This window comes from Pedobacter sp. Leaf216 (assembly GCF_001421515.1).
Lineage (GTDB): Bacteria > Bacteroidota > Bacteroidia > Sphingobacteriales > Sphingobacteriaceae > Pedobacter.
The window spans coordinates 543664-562122 of record NZ_LMKM01000007.1 but is presented as its reverse complement, the minus strand read 5'-3'; the positions used below and the strand labels follow the sequence as shown (position 1 = coordinate 562122).

The following is an 18459-nucleotide window of genomic DNA, read 5'->3' as shown; positions in this document are numbered from 1 at the left end:
CGCTTTGTTGATAATGTTTTATGTTACACTTTTTGGTTGTGAAGTTACAAGATAACGTAACCGATCTAGGTCGTCGCCCAACAAAACAACCCTTCATTTGTTACTCTCAAAACGAATAATAATGGCGAACATATTCTCTTCTCTTAAAAACGCATACAATCTTTTCAAACACGTAGATTTTGATAAGTTAGAAGCTTTGTCGAAAAAAGTAGACCTGCCAAAAATGGTCGAAACCATATCCAGTTTAGATGATAAACAGATACAGGGCATGATGAAAATGATGGGTGGCTCTGGTAAAAAGAGAGAATTACCTCCTATAGAAGGTGATTTTTATCATTTGGGTGATGAAGCCTTAAAAGAGGAAGACCGTGAACTTCAGTTAAAAGTACGCGCTTTTTTAGAAAAAGAAGTAAAACCCATAGTGAACCATTATTGGAACAAAGCAGAATTCCCTTTTGAGATTATTCCAAAACTTGCTGAACTAAATATTTGTGGATTAACTTATAAAGGTTATGGCTGTCCGGGCAAGTCGAATTTAATGGAAGGGATTTTAGCAATGGAAATGGCCCGGATTGATACCTCTATTTCTACGTTTTTTGGTGTTCAAAGTGGTTTGGCAATGGGATCAATTTATTTATGCGGATCTGAAGAACAAAAACAACAATGGTTGCCGCTTATGCAGCAATTTAAAATTATAGGTGCATTTGGATTAACAGAACCCGAAGTTGGCTCTGCCGCTGCGGGTGGTTTAACAACAACGTGTAAAAAAGTAGACGGCAAATGGGTATTGAATGGGCAGAAAAAATGGATTGGCAATGCAACTTTCGCCGATATTTTAATTATTTGGGCGCGTGATGAAGATAGTGGCGAGGTGAAGGGTTTTATTGTGAAAAAAGATAATCCTGGCTTTGCGGTAGAAAAAATGCAGGATAAAATGGCCTTGAGAATTGTGCAAAATGGAATTATCACCTTAACAAACTGCGAGGTAGATGAAGCAGACCGTTTACAAAATGCGAATTCTTTTAAAGATACCGCTAAAGTATTGCAAATGACGAGGGCAGGAGTGGCCTGGCAAGCGGTAGGTTGTGCACGTGGTGCTTATGAAAATGCTTTAGCATATACACGCACCAGGAAACAGTTTGGAAAACCAATTGCTTCTTTCCAATTGATTCAGAACCACTTGGTAGAAATGCTATCCAATTTAACCGCTATGCAAACGCTTTGTTTCCGTTTATCTCAATTGCAGGATCAAGGATTATTAAAAGATGAACATGCCTCGCTGGCAAAGGTATTCTGTTCGTTAAGAACACGCGATGTGGTGAGTAAAGCACGGGAAGTAATGGGCGGAAATGGAATTCTGCTTGAATATAATGTAGCAAGATTTGTGGCCGATGCAGAAGCCATTTATTCGTACGAAGGCACAAAGGAAATTAATACGCTGATTGTTGGCCGGGCGATAACCGGGTTTTCAGCATTTGTTTAAGGTGGGGAAACTTCGTTTGTTTAAGCGGAACACGTGCTAAATCATAAAAGATATTTTTCAATCTGAACTTATGGGTTTTGCCAAGGAAACACAGAAAGCACGGAGAATTTATAGATGATTATACTACATCGTCCTCGTTTGTAACGAGGATGTACGGGTAAAGCGATTTTATCGCTCTTAAAGGAATTATTTTTGCATTGCAAATGCGTACCTCAAAAATCCTCGTTACAAACGAGGACTACTTAAGAACTTTAACCACAGATTTACACAGAGGTCGGTTTTTGCTACGGAAACACAGAAAGCACGGAGAATTTATAGATGATCATCTACATCGTCCTCGTTTGTAACGAGGATGTACGAGTAAAGCGATTTTATCGCTCTTAAAGGAATTATTTTTACATTGCAAATGTGGGACTATTTAAGATTTTAGGTTTAGGAAACGAATGTCAGCATTTCATAGGTGCTGTAGTCCTGCCATTTGCTTTATCCCGATGAAGAATCGGGATGCTCGCTGCTGTCAGGTTTATAAACAAAGGTAGTGCGCCTTTTAACCCAATGCCATTAAGCTAAGCCCTATAAAAAGGCAATCCTACTTTAAACATAGGTAAAAAGGATATACACAGGTATAAAAATCTGTGTTTATCAGTGTCTATCTGTGGTTAACAATTTTTAACTTAATAAAATTGAAAGCGTAAAACGGGAAGAAACTTATTTTTTGAACAGGTCTTGGGCTTCTTAAGAAAATTTATGTTTTAAAAATGAAGTGTTTATAGCCCTGCCTTAATCATTTAAATCGCTTTTAACACCCAGGTTTCGCGGATTCTCCCAACTTTATTTGACTGCTCTTTTATTTTTTTGATTAACGCTGCATCAATATATTTTAGCGATGAGAGTTGATGCCAAACAGAGGTTGCTTTGGTGATCAGCTTGAAACCTTGTGCCAAGAAGAACTGTTCTGCTTGCTCAAAACTTTCAAACTTGTTATCATCTACATGATGTGCGGCTAAAAACTGAGAAAAATGATCGTCATTGTCATTTTTAAGGTCTGGCCGTTTAATGTAAACATCAGCGGTAATCCAATAACCACCTCTTAGTTTTAGTGATTTGTGGATAGTTTTACAAAGAGATATCTTTTCTTCGGTATTTAAATACACCAATAAACCTTCGTTAATGATACTTACAGGGCCAAGCGGCATTTGATTTATGGCATTTAAAAAAGCATCCTCGTCCAAGGCATTTAAGGCCTCAATTTTGAGTTTTCCTTTTAATGATAACTTTTCTTCAACTATTAATCTGTTAACCAAATCTTTCTTAATGTCGATTACACCCGGTAAATCGGTATCCAGGTAATAAATAGTTGGGTGCCTTAAAACAAGATCAAGCCCTCTAAACGAGTAACCGGAAGAAATTTCAAGGATATTTAGGGAGCCTGAAGCAAAAAGTAAACTATCCAGCGATAAATACCTGCTTTCGAAATGCACCAGCCGTTTTAAAAATATCTCATCAAAATCTTTAGTGTACAAATTTTCAAGGTCGTGGTTACCATAAATTAATTTAACAGCATCAGCAACAAAGGGGATATTGGTTAAACTTTTGGCAAGTAGCAAAGATTTCGCTGAAGGACTTATCGAACTATAATCACGATTCATTTGTAATTATAACAAAAAAAATCTGCGTTTAAAACGGATGTTTATTAAATGCCACCTGGCTCATTGCACTTTTTTCGAATAGTGCCATGCAGGATTTATTGTATTGAGGATCAAAGTTCACTTCTCCAGGTTCTAATGTTTTAGGCACATTGGTGTGCTCCATAAAGAAGTAAACTTTTGTATTTCCATATTTGGTATGCGGCATTAAATTGCCATAATCTTCCATCTCTTTCCATACCGAATCTTTAACGGTAACAATATAAATGCGTTGCACAGGCCCAGTATTATTGGCATTTCTGTATTTAGCTATTTCTGTAAAACCAGCTTTCATATCTTCAACTCCCTTTTGATTCAGCGTATCCTTCACAATGAAGAAAGTTAGGATTACAACAGCAGCCAGTATAATATAGGTAAGCGAATTTTTCTTCATGCTTACAATAAAGGCAATATTTTTTCCATAACCGTCAGCCCTTCGTCAATATGCTTTTGTTCGATACATAGCGCGGGCCTGAAACGGATTGTTTTTTCTCCGCATCCTAAAAACATTACGTTGTTTTCCAGTCCTTTACTAATAAAATTGTTCCGTATTTCTTTGTTAGGGAAATCGAAAGAGCAGAGTAGGCCTCTGCCGCGTACATTGCTCATTTGATCAAATTTGTGCGAAAATTGGGTCAGCTGATCTTTTAAATATCCACCAACTTTAGCTGCATTTTCGCAAAGTTGATCTTCTTCTACAATTTGTAAAATCTGGGTAGAACGTACCATATCTACAAGGTTTCCTCCCCAGGTAGAATTAATCCGGCTTGGAACCTTAAACACATTTGTTTCAATTTCATCTACCTTGTTGCCAACAAGAATGCCGCAAACCTGCATTTTTTTACCAAAAGCGATAATATCTGGTTGTGCCTTTTCACTAAAGTGCTGATGACACCAGAATTTACCTGTTAAACCAACGCCGGTTTGTACTTCATCATAAATTAAAAAGGCTTCATTTTCATCAGCCAAAGTTTTAAGCTGGATCAGAAACTCTTCCCTTAAATGGTTGTCGCCCCCTTCAGATTGGATTGGCTCTACAATTATTGCACAGATATCATCTTTATTGTCGGCAAAAGCTTTTTTAATTTGTGCCAAAGATGTTTCTTCAGTTTGAATGGCGTTATTTAAATTATCATTTACAAGTGGAAACTTAACCTCAGGAACAGAAACTCTGGGCCAGTCGAATTTGGCAAACCATTTGGTTTTATCAGGTAGTGTATTGGTTAAACTTAAAGTATAGCCTGTTCTGCCATGAAAAGCCCTTTCGAAGTGCAATACTTTAAAGCCTTTTTCTTCGGTATACCCTTTTGCAAAATTCTTCTGTACTTTCCAGTCCATGGCCACCTTAATTGCATTTTCAACGGCTAAGCCACCGCCGGCAATAAAAAAAGCATGAGGAAGGTAAGCTGGAATACCAACTTTAGAAAATGTTTCTACAAACTGTGCATATTGCTGGGTATATACATCCGAATTGGAAGGGTTTGCTAAAGCCGCTTGAAAAAGATTTTTCTTAAACTCTTCATCATTGATCATTTTGGGATGGTTATAACCCAATGGAACGGAAGCAAAACAGGTAAAAAAATCGAGTAAAGTTCTATTGTATTTAGAATCGTAAATGTACGCTCCATTACTTTTTTCCATGTCGTAAGTCAGGTCGAAACCATCAGCCAAAATGTGCTTACTTAACGATTCGCTAACGCGATTTGCAGGTACTGTTAATTGATACATAAACTTGATTTTGGTATATTTCAAATTTAGTTAAATGTGCCTGAAATCAAAATTTAAGCACTTTTTGTGCATTTTAGTTAAAAAATAGGTTTAAACAGTTTAAAGTTAGATTATAGACAAATTCAGGTTTTGGACTTCACAGGTGTGGAAAACTTTTTGATGATAATTTGCCAAATAACGGGCCGTTTTTCTAACTATTTGCTTGCGTATGGATATTTGAGCCGCTAATATTTCATTGCATCGCAATATTTTAAGTCAACACTTTAATCATCCTAAAGTGAACACCTAAAAGGATCACAATAACCCTTTTATTTGAGTTAACATTAACTTAATACGAATCATGTTCTTTTGTTAAAGATTGCAATGGTGATCATAATGACATGTTAAAATACGTTATCCTCCTCCTCATCTCTTTAAGTTTTATTTCATTTACCAAAGCGCAAGACGAAAAGTTTGAGTCTATAATTTCTGTTAATCAAAGAAACCCAACACAGGCATTGGTTGAGCTGAAGAAAATTTATGCACAGGCGATTGATGGAAATGATGAACTTTTAGAAGGAAAGTGTTTACAGCAAATGGGTAAGGTATGCTATACACAAGGGCATTTTAGCCAATCGCTGGAGTTTTTTTTAAAAGCCGATCATATCTTCAACAATGCAGAAAAGCCATTATTAATAGCAGCTAATTTAGCCGATGTGGGTATTTTGTACTATTACATGAAACAGCACGATAAAGCCACGAATGCCTATCGGAAAGCATTGAATATTTACAAGCAGCACGACGATTTAAAAGGGGAGGCTGCTGTTTTTGGTAATATTGGGCAGCTTTACGAAAAGCGGCAAAATTACGATAGTGCCTTTTATTACCAGAATTTGGCCTTAAAAATAAACGAACAGATCAATGATAAAAGTGGTGCTGCTAAAATTTACGAAAACCTGGGAAGCATCTATGAAGATCAGGAAAAATACGACCTCGCTTATGTGAATTTCAAACAGTCGCTAAATCTTTACAGGCTCGATCATAACAATTTGGGAAGCATCGAAGTCATTAACAATTTAGGTGATATTTTGCGTAAAACCGGCCGTTATCGAGAAAGCATTAAACAAACTGCTGCGGCGATGAAGCTGGCTGGCGATTTGGGCAATATCTACCAACTGGCCTCTTGTTGCCGCGATCTGGGTAAAGCTTATGAGCTGTTAAACCAAATGGACAGTGCCTATTATTATGTTAAACTTGGCTATAAATATACAATCGATCTCTACTCACAGGATGGGGCCAAACAAGTGGCTTTTTTACAGGTATTATACGATATCAATAAAAAAACCACCGAAATAAATAAGCTGGAAAATGATAGAAAAGTTAATAAAATAATTGCTTTTGCTTCAACCATAGTCATTATATTATTGGTGGTATTGGGTTTGGTCGTTTTCAGCAGGCAAAGGTTTAAACTCAAAGATCAGCAAACTTTGGCCAGGCAAAAGGATATTGAACACGATATGACGAGTTTGGCGTTAAAAAATCTACAGCTGAAAGAGCATAACTTAAAGCAATTGCTCGAGGTTAAAAGTAGAGAACTTTCTACCCATACTTTAAACCTGATTAAGCAGAACCAGTTTTTGGAAAACCTTCGCACAACTTTACAGGCAATGGTAAAAGATGATAAACGCGATCAGAAAAAGCAGATGAACCAAATTTTGGCCGAGATTAACCAGAGTTTTAACCACGAACGCAACTGGAAAGAATTTACTGTTGCTTTTGAACAGGTGCATCACCAGTTTCTCGAAGGGTTAAAGAAATATAGCAATGAACTTACTTCTGCTGATATGCGCTTAATTGCATTGCTCAAAATGAATCTTGATTCAGGAGATATTTCAACCTTACTTGGCATCTCTACCGATAGCTTAAGGGTTTCGAGATACCGGCTCCGTAAAAAGCTCAACCTGGCGCAAGGCGACAATTTATCTGCATTTATACAGGCATTGTAAGCGTTACATTTATATCAAAATATCACCTTTTTTAAGTGGTTTTTAGGGCTTAACAATTTGTTAATGTAACGGTAATAAAAGCATAACGGCGTTTTTTAAGGTGCTTAAGTATTTGATAATTAGTTTTTTAATTATTGGTGTTGCCTTTTGATATATGCCTCATGTAACGCTGTTGCCTTTATGTAACCCTCATAATTTCTTTGTGTAAAATGGTGTATACACCTTTGCCCGTCGATAAATAAAAAAGACATTACCAAACACAATGAATAAATCATTACAAATTCTGTTTTTACTTCTTTTTTGTGCAGGCACAGCCAATGCCACAAAACTGAAGGGGCACGTTTATGATAAGCAAACTGGAGAGGCTATAGTAGGTGCTACAGTTGTTTTAGATAACCCACGGCGTATTACCAACACAGGCCTGGATGGAACCTTTGAATTTAAGGATGTAAAAGTTGGGGCTACTACAATTAGTGTAAGTTACATTACCTACAAAACGATTGTAAAAACTGTAACTGTGGTGAAAGAGGATAACGATCATTTAAAGTTTTATATGGAAAGTGATTCCCAAAGCCTTGATGACATCACCATTAAAACCAATGCAGTAAGTTCTACCGATCAGGGGGCAAGGCGATTGGAAAAAAATGCCACCCAACTGATGAATATCGTATCAGGCAAATCCATAGAGATTTCACCAGATTTAACTGTTGCAAATGTAATGCAACGCGTTTCGGGGGTATCTATAGAGCGTAACAGCAATGGCGACGGACAGTATGCCATATTGAGGGGGATGGATAAACGTTACAATTATACATTGGTAAACGGGGTTAAAATTCCTAGTCCGGATAATAAATACCGTTACGTTCCGCTTGATCTTTTTCCTGCTGACATTCTCGACCGCTTAGAGGTATATAAAACACTTACACCAAATTTAGAGGGTGATGCCATTGGAGGAGCCATAAATATGGTGATGAAAAATGCGCCCCGTCAGTTACAGGTAAATGCAAATGTATCTACCGGTTACAGCCAGTTGTTTTTCGATCGTAAGTTTACCAGTTACAATGCTTCAGGCATTCAATATAAATCGCCTTACGAGTTAAACGGTAAAAACTATACTGCAACACAGAACGATTTTACAAAAGGCACACTTGATTATAAATATAAAAATCCGGCACCAAATTTAATCGGAAGCTTATCTATAGGTAAGCGTTTCTTCGATGAAAAGCTGGGCGTAATTTTGGCCGGAAGCTATCAAAACACTTACCGCGGCAGCAACAGTACTTTTTACAACAATGCTGTAGTTGGCACCAATGCATTTGCTTCAATTACCAGTAAAAGTTACCGCGAGTTTTCTGAACAACAGCAACGTACCGGTTTACATGGTAAAATTGATTACGTATTTAACAAAGATCACCAAATCAGCTTTTACAATGTGTATGTTAACCTTAAAAACCAACAGGTTAGAGATGCAGTATTCACTACTTATAACGGTGTGTATAATCCTACCGCAGGAAATGCAGAGTTGGTTTACGATACCCGTAGCCGTTTAACCGAACAGCAGATTTACAACAGTACATTGCATGGCGATCATCATTTTTTGGATAATAAATTTAAGGTACAATGGTCGGCGGTATATTCTTCAGCTAAAAATGATGTACCCGAAAACACAAGTATCATTCTGAATGGTGTAGAACAGAATTTCCAGCGCAAACGCACCACTTTGGTCAATACCAATCCGGTTACACGCAGGTGGGAGCGCAATACCGACGAAGATTTAGCAGGATATCTCGACTTAACCTACCACCTTTTAACCGGAACTGATAAACTGGATATTATGGCAGGAGGATTGTACCGTGATAAGCAAAGAAGCAGTTTTTTTAACAACTACAACATGGCTCCAAGTGCGGCGAATGCATTTGATGTTTATGGCATAAATTTCCAGAATTATACTGATTTGAACTTGGTTGTGAGTAACCCAACCGGTGCAGTAGCCAATTCGCTTACCTATGATGCAACTGAAAAAATTGGTGCAGGTTATGGGATGTTTAAATACGCATCAGCTAAGTTGGAAATAGTGGGAGGGGCAAGGGTAGAACACACCAACCAGGGCTATAACCTGCTTTTCGCTGCAGGAGAATCTTTCCCGAAAGGAAATCAGGTTTATACAGATGTGTTGCCAAGTTTAACGGCCAAATATTTTCTAACAGAAAAGGCCCAGTTGCACGCTTCTTATTACAAAGCGTTAAACCGCCCTGGTTTTTATGAAATTGCACCCGGAAAAGTAGTAAATGAAGAGTTTCAGGAACGTGGTAACCCGAATTTGCAACGTGCCCTGGCAGATAATTATGATTTACGGTATGAGCTTTTTCCAGGCGCATCAGAACAGTTGTTGATCGGTGCTTTTTACAAGAAAATCAAAAATCCGATTGAATATACTTTCCAGGCTGATGCCACCCGCGGACAGGACATTTATTATACCCCAAGAAACTTTGGAACAGCCAATAACTATGGTGCAGAGGTAGATTATATCAAGTATTTTAGCAAAATCGGTTTAAAAGCCAATTATACCTATACACATTCGCGCATTGTTACCACTAAAACAACAAGAACCATTAACGCTACCACCGGAGACATCCAGGCACTATCTGTTGATCAGGAACGCCCGCTTTATGGTCAGTCAGCACATATTGCCAACCTCTCTTTATTATTTAAGGATACTAAAAAAGGTTGGGATGCGCAAGTTGCAGGGGCATATACAGGTCAACGTATCAACACGGTTTCCCAGTTTTTAAATAACGACTTATGGCAGAAAGGAGTTATCCAGATGGATGCATCAGCCGAGAAACGTTTTAAAGGGGGGATGAGCGTATTTATAAAAGCAAATAACATTTTAAATACGCCAACCAAATTATTTATTAAAGGTACCAATCCGGAAAACGATAAGATTAATGAAGACCTGGTTAAAAACGGAAATACATTAATCAGAAGTGATTACTATGGCCAAAACTACCTTGTTGGCTTCAGATATAAATTTAATTAAATAGAATTTAAAGATACAAAGACATGAAATCGAATCAGATTTTTAAATTATTAATCCTTCTTGTAGTGGCCCTTGCAGGATGTGAAAAAGCCAATATCGATGTAGATACCACTGCTGTGAATGGCTCGGCAATCGGAGAAATTTCTGGTGTGTGGGCAAAAGGCAGCACACAGGTAATTAAAGGTGATGTAATTATCCCTGAAGGTAAAACCTTAACCATTGAAGAAGGGGTTACGATTTTAATGGATACAGTTGCTAAACCCGAGTTTATTGTAAAAGGCAATCTGTACGCCCTTGGAACAACAGAAAATCCAATTAAATTTACCGTGAATGAGTTTTATAAAACGCCAACAACTAAGTTCGGCAAGCTTTGGGGCGGTATTTTGGCCGGACCAACCTGCGAGGAATTGGTGTTAGATCATGTGATTATTGAATATGGAGGTGCTAAAACTTCCGATGCCTCAACATCTGTCAAAATGGGACTTTACAAGGCTGTTGCCGGCGAAAGTTTGCCGGCACTTTGGTTCGCTAATGCAAAAGGCAAACTTGTTGTTCAAAACACTATTTTTAGAAACCTTCAGGAGGATTGCACTTATATTGAGGGCGGAAAAATTATTTTTGCAAACAATGTTTTTTATACCACAGGTGTTACTGGGGGAGAAGCCATGAATTTTAAATCAGGTTGCCTGGCAGATATAGCCTATAATTTAGTGTATAGCACCAATACCAATGCCTTAAAATTATCCAATACCGGCGATAAAACACCGCAAACTTATATCATTGCCTATAACAATACCATGGTAAATACCGGCTGGAGAAGGCCTACAGCCAAAGGTGGATCGATTTGGTTAGAAAGTAACGTACGTGCCGATCTTTACAATAACCTTTTTGCCAATACCCGCTTTGGGGTGAAAAGAGACCCTAAAAAGCCCGAAGACAGCCGCTCTGCTTATAGCAATAACTGGTATTATGGTTTCGATCAAGCCACTGTAAACCAGTTTCAGCCAACAGGCGATATTGTAGGCGGTAAAAATGATGTGATCAGCAATGTAGCAGGTGCCAACGACCCTAAATTTGTAAATTATCCGGTAAATACTGCCGTAAATACTGCCGATTTTAATACAGCCTGGGATTTTCACCTGCAAGGAAACTCTCCTGCATTAGGCAAAGGAACAACAAACTTTACCCGCCACCATCAGGCAGGTATCATAATGAAAAACGGAATTACCTATACCTCACCACAGCCATCTACCTTTGTTGGCGCTTATGGAACTAAATTGTAAAATGAAGAAAAATAATATTTTAAACCTCGCTATACTTGCTGTTTTAGGCATAACCGTAGCTTGCAATAACAATACAACAAAAAACAATATTAATACAGCTGAAGTAAAACCATTGTACATTTCAGACCCTGTAGATTTTGATACCGATGATCCGGCAATATGGGTAAACCCTGCCGATGCAGCACAATCGCTTGTGGTTGGAACCGATAAAGATGAAAATGGTGGTTTGTATGTATTTGACCTTAAGGGGAAGATTATTAAAACTAAAACCGTTAAAGGCTTAAAAAGACCTGATAATGTAGATATTGCTTATGGCCTAACCTTAGCCGGAAAACCGACCGATATTGCAGTTACTACAGAACGGTTGACGCATAAGCTCAGAATCTTCTCCATGCCTGATATGAAGCCAGTAGACAATGGCGGAATTGAGGTTTTTGTGGGAGAAACCGGTGCTGAGTTTCGCGATTTGATGGGCATTTCGATGTATAAGAATAAAGCAGGACAGATTTATGCCATAGTTGGTCGTAAAAGCGGACCAAAAGAGGGTTCTTATCTTTGGCAATACCTGTTAACTGATGATGGAAAGGGAAACGTTAAAGCAGAATTGGTACGGAAATTCGGTAAATACAGTGGCAAAAAAGAAATTGAAGCCATTGCTGTTGATAATGAGCTAGGTTATGTGTATTACTGTGATGAACAGGTAGGCGTACGCAAATATTATGTAGATCCGGAGAAAGGAAACCAGGAACTTTCATTTTTCGGTCAGGGAGATTTTGCTGTAGATAATGAAGGGATTGCGATATACAAAACCTCAGCAGATAAAGGTTATATTCTCGTTTCCGATCAAGGTGCAAAACAACTTAAAGTGTACAATAGAGTGGCCGATCAGAAGGATGGTGTTTTTACACATCCATTATTAACCACAATTAAGTATTCGGCAAACCAAACGGATGGAATTGATGTGGTATCTGTACCGTTAAATGCTGATTTTAAACATGGTTTGCTCGTAGCCATGAGTGATGATAAAACTTTTCATTATTACAGATGGGAAGATATTGCTGGCAAAAAACTTACTGTAAATTAAGGTGATTGCAGATGGTTGATTATAACCATTTACAATGAGGCTAGTTCTTGATTTGTCAGTCTGAGCGGAGTCGAAGACCATTTGTGATGTAAAAGGCCCTTCGACTACGCTCAGAATGACTGGTTTATTGAAAAGGCTTGGGCCATGAGCCATTAAGATTGCTTCGTCGGCTGAAAAAGCCTTCTCGCAATGACGAATGCGGTACCAGAGGTAACAGGTTTTATAGAAATGATCTCATTTCGAGCAGAGTACAATGCCGTCGAGAAATTTGTTTTGTAGTTACCTATTTGAGATGCTTTAAAAGAAAGATCCTGAAACAAGTTCAGGAAGACGTAAGAACGGGACTTAAATGATTTAAGGTTCTTCGACTACGCTCAGGGTGACTGGTTTAAGGAAAAAGCGTGGGCCATAAGCCATTAAGATTGCTTCCTTTACTTCCCATCCAATATTTTCTTAAAAACCCTCACCAAACTTTCTGCAATTACTTTGTTTCCTTTATCAGATGGGTGCAAACCATCATAGGTCATCCTCATGGCATCAATCGGGTAGGGGTAATCATCACGTTTAGGATCGAATGGAATTGTTGAGGATTCAGGATAGCTATAATTTTGGTAATTACCTGATGAAGGATTTTTTAGCCGTTTAAACTTAACCAATTTTTCGAGTTTAAGCTTTTTGTTGTGGTATAGATCAACCACAACAAAGTTTTCATACTTACCGATTGCGGTTATTGCATTCGCGAAGCTTTCTAAAGTTTGACCGTTTTTTTCTTTGTAAGATCCATACGCATTGTTGTTTGCATTGGCTATATATACAAAATCGTTTCGCTGCATGGGTGTAATCAGCACTATTTTAGCTTTTGGGTTAATACTCCTTATTTTATTAACTATTTTACGGTAAGCACCACAGCTGGTTGCTGTGCCGGTATCATTAATGTAATCGTTAATAGATCCTACAGGAATACCCGCCCACCAATCATTCGTGCCTAGAAAAATAGAATAAAGTTCCGATTCCTCAATGCCTAATTTATCAATCGCTTTGGCTATGCCAACGGTTGTCCAGCCATTATGCCCCTGGTTAATGTAGTTAATGTTTGGCAACCGTTCTTTAACCATATCCAAATATCCTTTTTTTGTCCGGTTGCCAGTTTCATCCAAATGATTATTCAGATAAGTTATAGAGTCACCAATGGCTGTCCATTTCACTTCTTTAACGGGTATAAATGAGAAATTGATAATTGTAATAGCAAGTAATAATATGCTGAAGCGTGTAAAGGATCGTTTGTTCATAAAATAGTATGTTAAATTCATTTCCTTTGCGATCAACCAACTATCAGCAATTCGGCTAAAAGTAAACGATCGGCAATGAATTTAAGGAGATTTCCATTAGTTTTTAGCAATATTTCTTTATTGGTAAAACAGATGTGTATCTAAAGCTACCTTACATCTATTATTTAATGCCATTGCTCTATTTTAATTTCTTTATGAAACCTTGCGCAATACATTTACATTAAGAATCAAATCATCGGGACGGTTTAGAAATCTTATTGGGGTTCCTCAGCAATGAGGGCCCTTTTTTTATTCCATTCCCATAATGTTCATCATAAAATTGATTGCATCTGTACTATGAAGTGCTGCGGTAGATTGCATAGTGATATCTGCCGTTTCTGAAGCCCTTTTTAACATCTGTTTTTCATAGGCGAAAATGGCTTCCCCGCTATTATTGTAACGCGGATCTTTAAAGCAATTGCTAAGCTCCAATGCATCCAGCATGGCCATATTAACACCTTCGCCTGCATAAGGGGGCATTAAATGGGCTACATCACCCAGCATGGTTAAATTTGGTAGCGACGACCAGTTTTGATCCAGCGGCATACAATACTGAGGGCGTGGAACAAAACCAGTTGAAGCATTTTCGAACAACTCCAGCCAGATCGGATCCCAATCTGAAAACTCATTTTTAAACCAGTTAATTACCTGCAGTTTATCAGAAAAGTTTATGCCCGATTCTTTAACCCAATTTTCTGTGGTATTGCATCCTGTGTAAAATACCAGGCTACCATCACCTTTTGAGCTCACAATTAGCGATTTTTCACCGCCTAGTGCAAATATTTTGCCGCCGTTTAGCAATTTATGCATTTCCGGACTTGAAGTTGCTGATGCATAAACAGCACCTTCCACAATGGTTACGCCAGCGTAAAATGGTTTAATTGGGGTAATGTACGGGCGGATTTTTGAGTTTGCGCCATCTGCTGCGATTACAATATCAGCCGCTAGCAATTTGCCGTTTTTAAATTCAATCAGCCACGAATCTCCGTTTCTTTTAAGCCCTTCAAAATGGCTGTTCCAGATTACAGTTTCTGGTTTTAAAGAATCCAAAAGGATTTTTTGTAGTGGGCCACGGTCAATTTCAGGACGGAAATCTTCTCTGTTTTGATTATCGTTGTCTTCAAATATAATTTCGCCATGTTGATCAATGATGCGGGTCCGATCTGCTCCGGGGCGATAGTTCGCTTTAAAAGCATCCATTAAACCAGCTTCGCGAAGTGCGGCTAAACCCGATTCATCATGTAAATCTAAAGTTGCACCTTTTGGCCTGGCATTTTCGTCAACATCGCGTTCATAAACATTCACCTCAAAACCATTCATTTGTAACAGTCGTGCAAGTGTTAAACCTCCGGGGCCGGCCCCAATAATGGCAATTTTTTTATCTTTAATCTGTTTCATTTTAATGTAGTTATTCCTTTAATCACGGTTTCACAGCAGGTTAAAATCATTTCTTCAGTAATAATCTGAATTGGCCGGTCTGCATGGTCAAAATATTCTGCCACCAGATCATTCACAGGCGAAAAAAGTAAAGCCTTGTATACATCGAGTGGTAAATCAGGTATCAAGCCTGCCTCAATATTTGTTTTTAAAAAGATAGGAATGGGCGCAAAAAATTCACCTTGCCTGATGTTTTTTTCCTGATAAGCTTTATTTAAAAGGGGGGATGATTTGCCGTGTTGGAGCAGGGAAAAAGAAGGTTTGTGGTTTTTAAGGTAATGGAAAGTATTTAACCATAACCTTTTCATCCCTTCCCTGAAATCCATTTTTGGATCAAAATTTTCAAGGATGGCTTTTTCATATCCACCAAGTACTTCCTCTATAAAGAGCTTAATTAAAAGATCTTCTTTGTTTTCATATTTGATGTAGATGGTTCGGGGAGAAATATTGGCCGCTTTAGCCAGTTTCTGCATACTCAAATTCTCCAGTCCTTCCTCAGAAATAATTTGTAATGCAATCGATCGGATAGCATCTTCCTTGATTAAATTTTTTGGCCGCATATATTAATGTTTCAATATGGATCAAAAGTAAGTAAACGTTTGTTTACTTATGATGTTTTTCGAAAGTATTAACTTTAACTGACAATTCTCTAACAGTATTCCAATTGCAATTACATTCCCTAAGCTACTTATTAGACCCGGTGCCGACCCTTTTTCACCCTCGTTGGTACTTAATAGGCCCGGTGCCGACCCTTTTACACCGTCATTGGTACTTAATAGGCCCGGTGCCGACCCTTTTACACCCTTGTTGGTACTTAATAGGCCCGGTGCCGACCCTTTTACACCCTCATTGGTACTTAATAGGCCCGGTGCCGACCCTTTTACACCCTCATTGGTACTTAATAGGCCCGGTGCCGACCTTATTAGGTCCGAAAATGGATTTTTAGAGTGTAAGTTTGAGGTTATTTAGCTCCCCAGGTAGTAAAAAAGCTTTGTTTTGGCGGTTTTTATTAAGGTGAGATAACTAAAGGATATAGTTTTAAGCTAATGTTGATCTGGAGATATCTTTTTTGGTACTAAATTCTATTATTTCATTAGTTTGAAGCTGATAATAGTTGGTTTAAGGCACTTGAATTGGGGAAATAATAAATATTGATTCCCTTAGGCATCTGGTTTATGTTTAAAACTTATCCTTCATGCCAAAAAGCCCCATCAATCCTCCGGTATGAATAGCCAGGATGCGTTCATTACTACCGATAACTTGCTTTTGTTGTAAATCATCAATGGCGAAAAACATTTTTGCGGTATAAACAGGATCTAAAAGTAAGCCGGTTCGACTTGTAAAAGCCTTAATAAAATCAATTAATTCAGGTGTGGTTTTCGCATATCCACCGAAATGATAATCAAGATGGAGTTCGATGTGATTGGAAAGGGGTGTATATTTTGCTATCTCATCGCTAATGAACGAGCCACCTTTTAACACCGGGATAATATGGAGTTTGGTATGCAATACATTTTGTTGAATGCCCCCTAACAGTCCCGCTGCAGTAGTTCCTGTGCCTGCCGCACAAAAAATGTGGTCGTATGTTTCTGTAAGTTCATTAATGATTTCTGCACAACCGATGGTGGCCTCTAAGGATGCACCACCTTCATCAATAAAATAGGCTTCAGGATCATCAGCAAAATGTTGTTTAAACAACTCAGGCTTGTTCCGATAGCTTTCGCGGTCGGTAAACATGAGCTTCATGCCAAATAAACTGCACAGTAACAACATTTCATTTTTTACTTCTTCACCGCGCACAAAGGCTGTTGCTTTTAAACCCGATCTTGATGCAGCTGCGGCTGTGGCCACCAGGTGGTTAGAATAAGCACCTCCAAAGGTAACCAGGTGCGTTTTGTTTCCTGCTTTGGCCTTTGCTAAAATGTATTTAAGTTTCCGCCATTTGTTTCCAGAAATATAAGGATCAATCAGGTCGTCCCTTTTAACGAAAAGCTGGTTAAGGGAGGCAAATTTTATGTGTTGTATCGGGCTATATATTTCTTTGAACACGCGTAAAAATAAATAAAGAATGGTTGATAAAATTGATTTCTTTAAGAATTTGTAATGATGCTCCTTTCCAATTTATAGGAAAGGAGCATAGAAATACTTTACAGGTTTTTTTATGATGATGCGGTTGGCATCTCCTGATGTGCAGCAAAACGAGCGATCTGTGAGTTAAAACAAAATTGCAAGGCAGATTTCCCGGTTGCGCTATGCTCTAAATGATGTAATTTACTATTTACCAATACCTAAGCCTATACCTGCATTAACCATACTGTATTTAGCTGCGGTATAAGAACCATAAAATTTAAAGAAACCGAATTTCAGCTGAAACCCTAAACTACCCCTCACGCCATCAATATCTGTCTGTTTAACCGAAATCGGATCAACATAGGTTGCACTATTAATACCATCTTCAAATTTATATGTTCCTAAAGCTTTTAAATTGGTTTTAGAAGTTTGGTAACCTATGCTGGCGAATGGCGTAAAAAACAGGATGCTTTTAGAAACGATTGCATCAAAATTAACACCATTAAATTTCGCATCAATACGCTGATCTGAATTTTGTGTATTATTCACATTTAAGGGCAGGTTGTATTTATACTGCGTAAATCCTCCGGCAACGGCAATATCTACCGGGATCAGTTTTTCTGTTGTAGAACCCATAAATAGTGGCAAAAGTTCAACCTTTGCGCCAAAACCGATCATTGATAAATCACCAAGATCGCTGCCTATCCCAACTTTAGGCATTGCCCTTAAGGTAACTTCAATATTTTTAGGTAAACCCAAAGTAGCCTGAATCTGCGCTGAAGGTACCACATGGAAACCCACGCCCTGAGGCAGGTTGAAGAATTTTCCTGTAGGAATTCCACCGCTGGTGTATACCTGCATTTTACCACCTTCATGGTCATCGCCAAAGGCAGTTGGCCCTATAGAAGAAGCACCGGGAGCTGGTTTAATGGTACTTAAGCCCAAAGTATTTACATCATAACTTCTGGCCGATTGTGGTACAAATGCTGCCGATACAGATACCCTTACATCAAATTTTAAAAATCCTTTCGATTTTGCGGTATTGGTCCACCCATCTGTTAAACCAAGGCCCAAACCTTTGTATAAAGGATCGAAATAGGCGTTAACCAATTTGGTTGCATCTGCTGGTCCACCAACAAATAAACCTCCAACATCTTTTTGAGCATTTGCTTTTTGCGATATTACCAATAAAAATAAGGCCCCTAAAGCCTTTAAAGAGTAGCATTTTTTCATATAAATAATTTAGAATGTTTTGATTAAGGGTAAAGATAATGCTGTTTTATCGAAAACTGTAATCATTAAAAAATTCTTGAAGTTAAAAGTTTATTTTTGCGCC

Annotated in this window: 13 protein-coding genes; 5 read left to right on the top strand and 8 right to left on the bottom strand. The window is 38.2% G+C overall.

The genetic code is table 11. The features are described from left to right. Nucleotides 1–121 precede the first annotated feature (121 nt). A complete protein-coding gene (locus ASE74_RS07410; RefSeq protein WP_055906416.1) occupies nt 122–1483 on the top strand; it encodes an acyl-CoA dehydrogenase family protein in 1362 nt (453 codons plus the stop codon). Between the two features lie 788 nt (nt 1484–2271). On the opposite strand, the gene ASE74_RS07405 is transcribed toward ASE74_RS07410, so the two are convergent. The 3 genes from ASE74_RS07405 to lat are packed head-to-tail and all read right to left on the bottom strand — an operon-like array spanning nt 2272 to nt 4896. Then, entirely contained in the window at nt 2272–3132 is an 861-nt protein-coding gene (locus ASE74_RS07405) for a hypothetical protein (protein WP_055906411.1), read from the bottom strand. 28 nt (nt 3133–3160) lie between these two features. Further along, nucleotides 3161–3562 carry a hypothetical protein gene (locus ASE74_RS07400; protein WP_055906408.1) on the bottom strand — a complete coding sequence of 134 codons (402 nt, stop codon included), beginning with the start codon at nt 3560–3562 and terminating at the stop codon, nt 3161–3163. A gap of 2 nt (nt 3563–3564) precedes the next feature. Then, nucleotides 3565–4896, bottom strand: coding sequence for an L-lysine 6-transaminase (lat, locus tag ASE74_RS07395; protein ID WP_055906404.1), 1332 nt, complete (start codon nt 4894–4896; stop codon nt 3565–3567). 380 nt (nt 4897–5276) lie between these two features. Here lat and ASE74_RS07390 point away from each other — a divergent pair, with 380 nt between their 5' ends. The 4 genes from ASE74_RS07390 to ASE74_RS07375 all read left to right on the top strand — a co-directional run bounded on the left by ASE74_RS07390 (nt 5277) and on the right by ASE74_RS07375 (nt 12288). Beyond that, nucleotides 5277–6881, top strand: a complete 1605-nt coding sequence (locus ASE74_RS07390) for a tetratricopeptide repeat protein (protein ID WP_055906401.1) — start codon at nt 5277–5279, stop codon at nt 6879–6881. 262 nt (nt 6882–7143) lie between these two features. Beyond that, nucleotides 7144–9921: a TonB-dependent receptor gene (locus ASE74_RS07385; protein WP_055906398.1), complete on the top strand. Its 2778-nt coding sequence runs from the start codon at nt 7144–7146 to the stop codon at nt 9919–9921. A 23-nt stretch (nt 9922–9944) separates the two neighbouring features. Next, nucleotides 9945–11204, top strand: a complete 1260-nt coding sequence (locus ASE74_RS07380; protein WP_055906395.1) for a hypothetical protein — start codon at nt 9945–9947, stop codon at nt 11202–11204. Between the two features lies 1 nt (nt 11205). Beyond that, a complete protein-coding gene (locus ASE74_RS07375; protein WP_055906391.1) occupies nt 11206–12288 on the top strand; it encodes a phytase in 1083 nt (360 codons plus the stop codon). A 431-nt stretch (nt 12289–12719) separates the two neighbouring features. On the opposite strand, the gene ASE74_RS07370 is transcribed toward ASE74_RS07375, so the two are convergent. The 5 genes from ASE74_RS07370 to ASE74_RS07345 all read right to left on the bottom strand — a co-directional run bounded on the left by ASE74_RS07370 (nt 12720) and on the right by ASE74_RS07345 (nt 18356). After that, nucleotides 12720–13577 (bottom strand): SGNH/GDSL hydrolase family protein, encoded by an 858-nt coding sequence (locus ASE74_RS07370; RefSeq protein WP_055906653.1) that lies wholly within the window; start codon nt 13575–13577, stop codon nt 12720–12722. Between the two features lie 288 nt (nt 13578–13865). Further along, nucleotides 13866–15014: an NAD(P)/FAD-dependent oxidoreductase gene (locus ASE74_RS07365; protein WP_055906387.1), complete on the bottom strand. Its 1149-nt coding sequence runs from the start codon at nt 15012–15014 to the stop codon at nt 13866–13868. After that, nucleotides 15011–15613 carry a TetR/AcrR family transcriptional regulator gene (locus ASE74_RS07360; RefSeq protein WP_055906384.1) on the bottom strand — a complete coding sequence of 201 codons (603 nt, stop codon included), beginning with the start codon at nt 15611–15613 and terminating at the stop codon, nt 15011–15013. The genes ASE74_RS07365 and ASE74_RS07360 overlap by 4 nt, the downstream gene beginning before the upstream one ends. A 619-nt stretch (nt 15614–16232) precedes the next feature. Beyond that, nucleotides 16233–17102, bottom strand: a complete 870-nt coding sequence (locus tag ASE74_RS07350) for a 1-aminocyclopropane-1-carboxylate deaminase/D-cysteine desulfhydrase (protein WP_055906378.1) — start codon at nt 17100–17102, stop codon at nt 16233–16235. 225 nt (nt 17103–17327) lie between these two features. Further along, the gene (locus tag ASE74_RS07345; RefSeq protein ID WP_055906375.1) at nt 17328–18356 is read right to left on the bottom strand and encodes a DUF6588 family protein; all 1029 of its coding nucleotides are present in this window, start codon (nt 18354–18356) and stop codon (nt 17328–17330) included. Between the last annotated feature and the right edge of the window lie 103 nt (nt 18357–18459).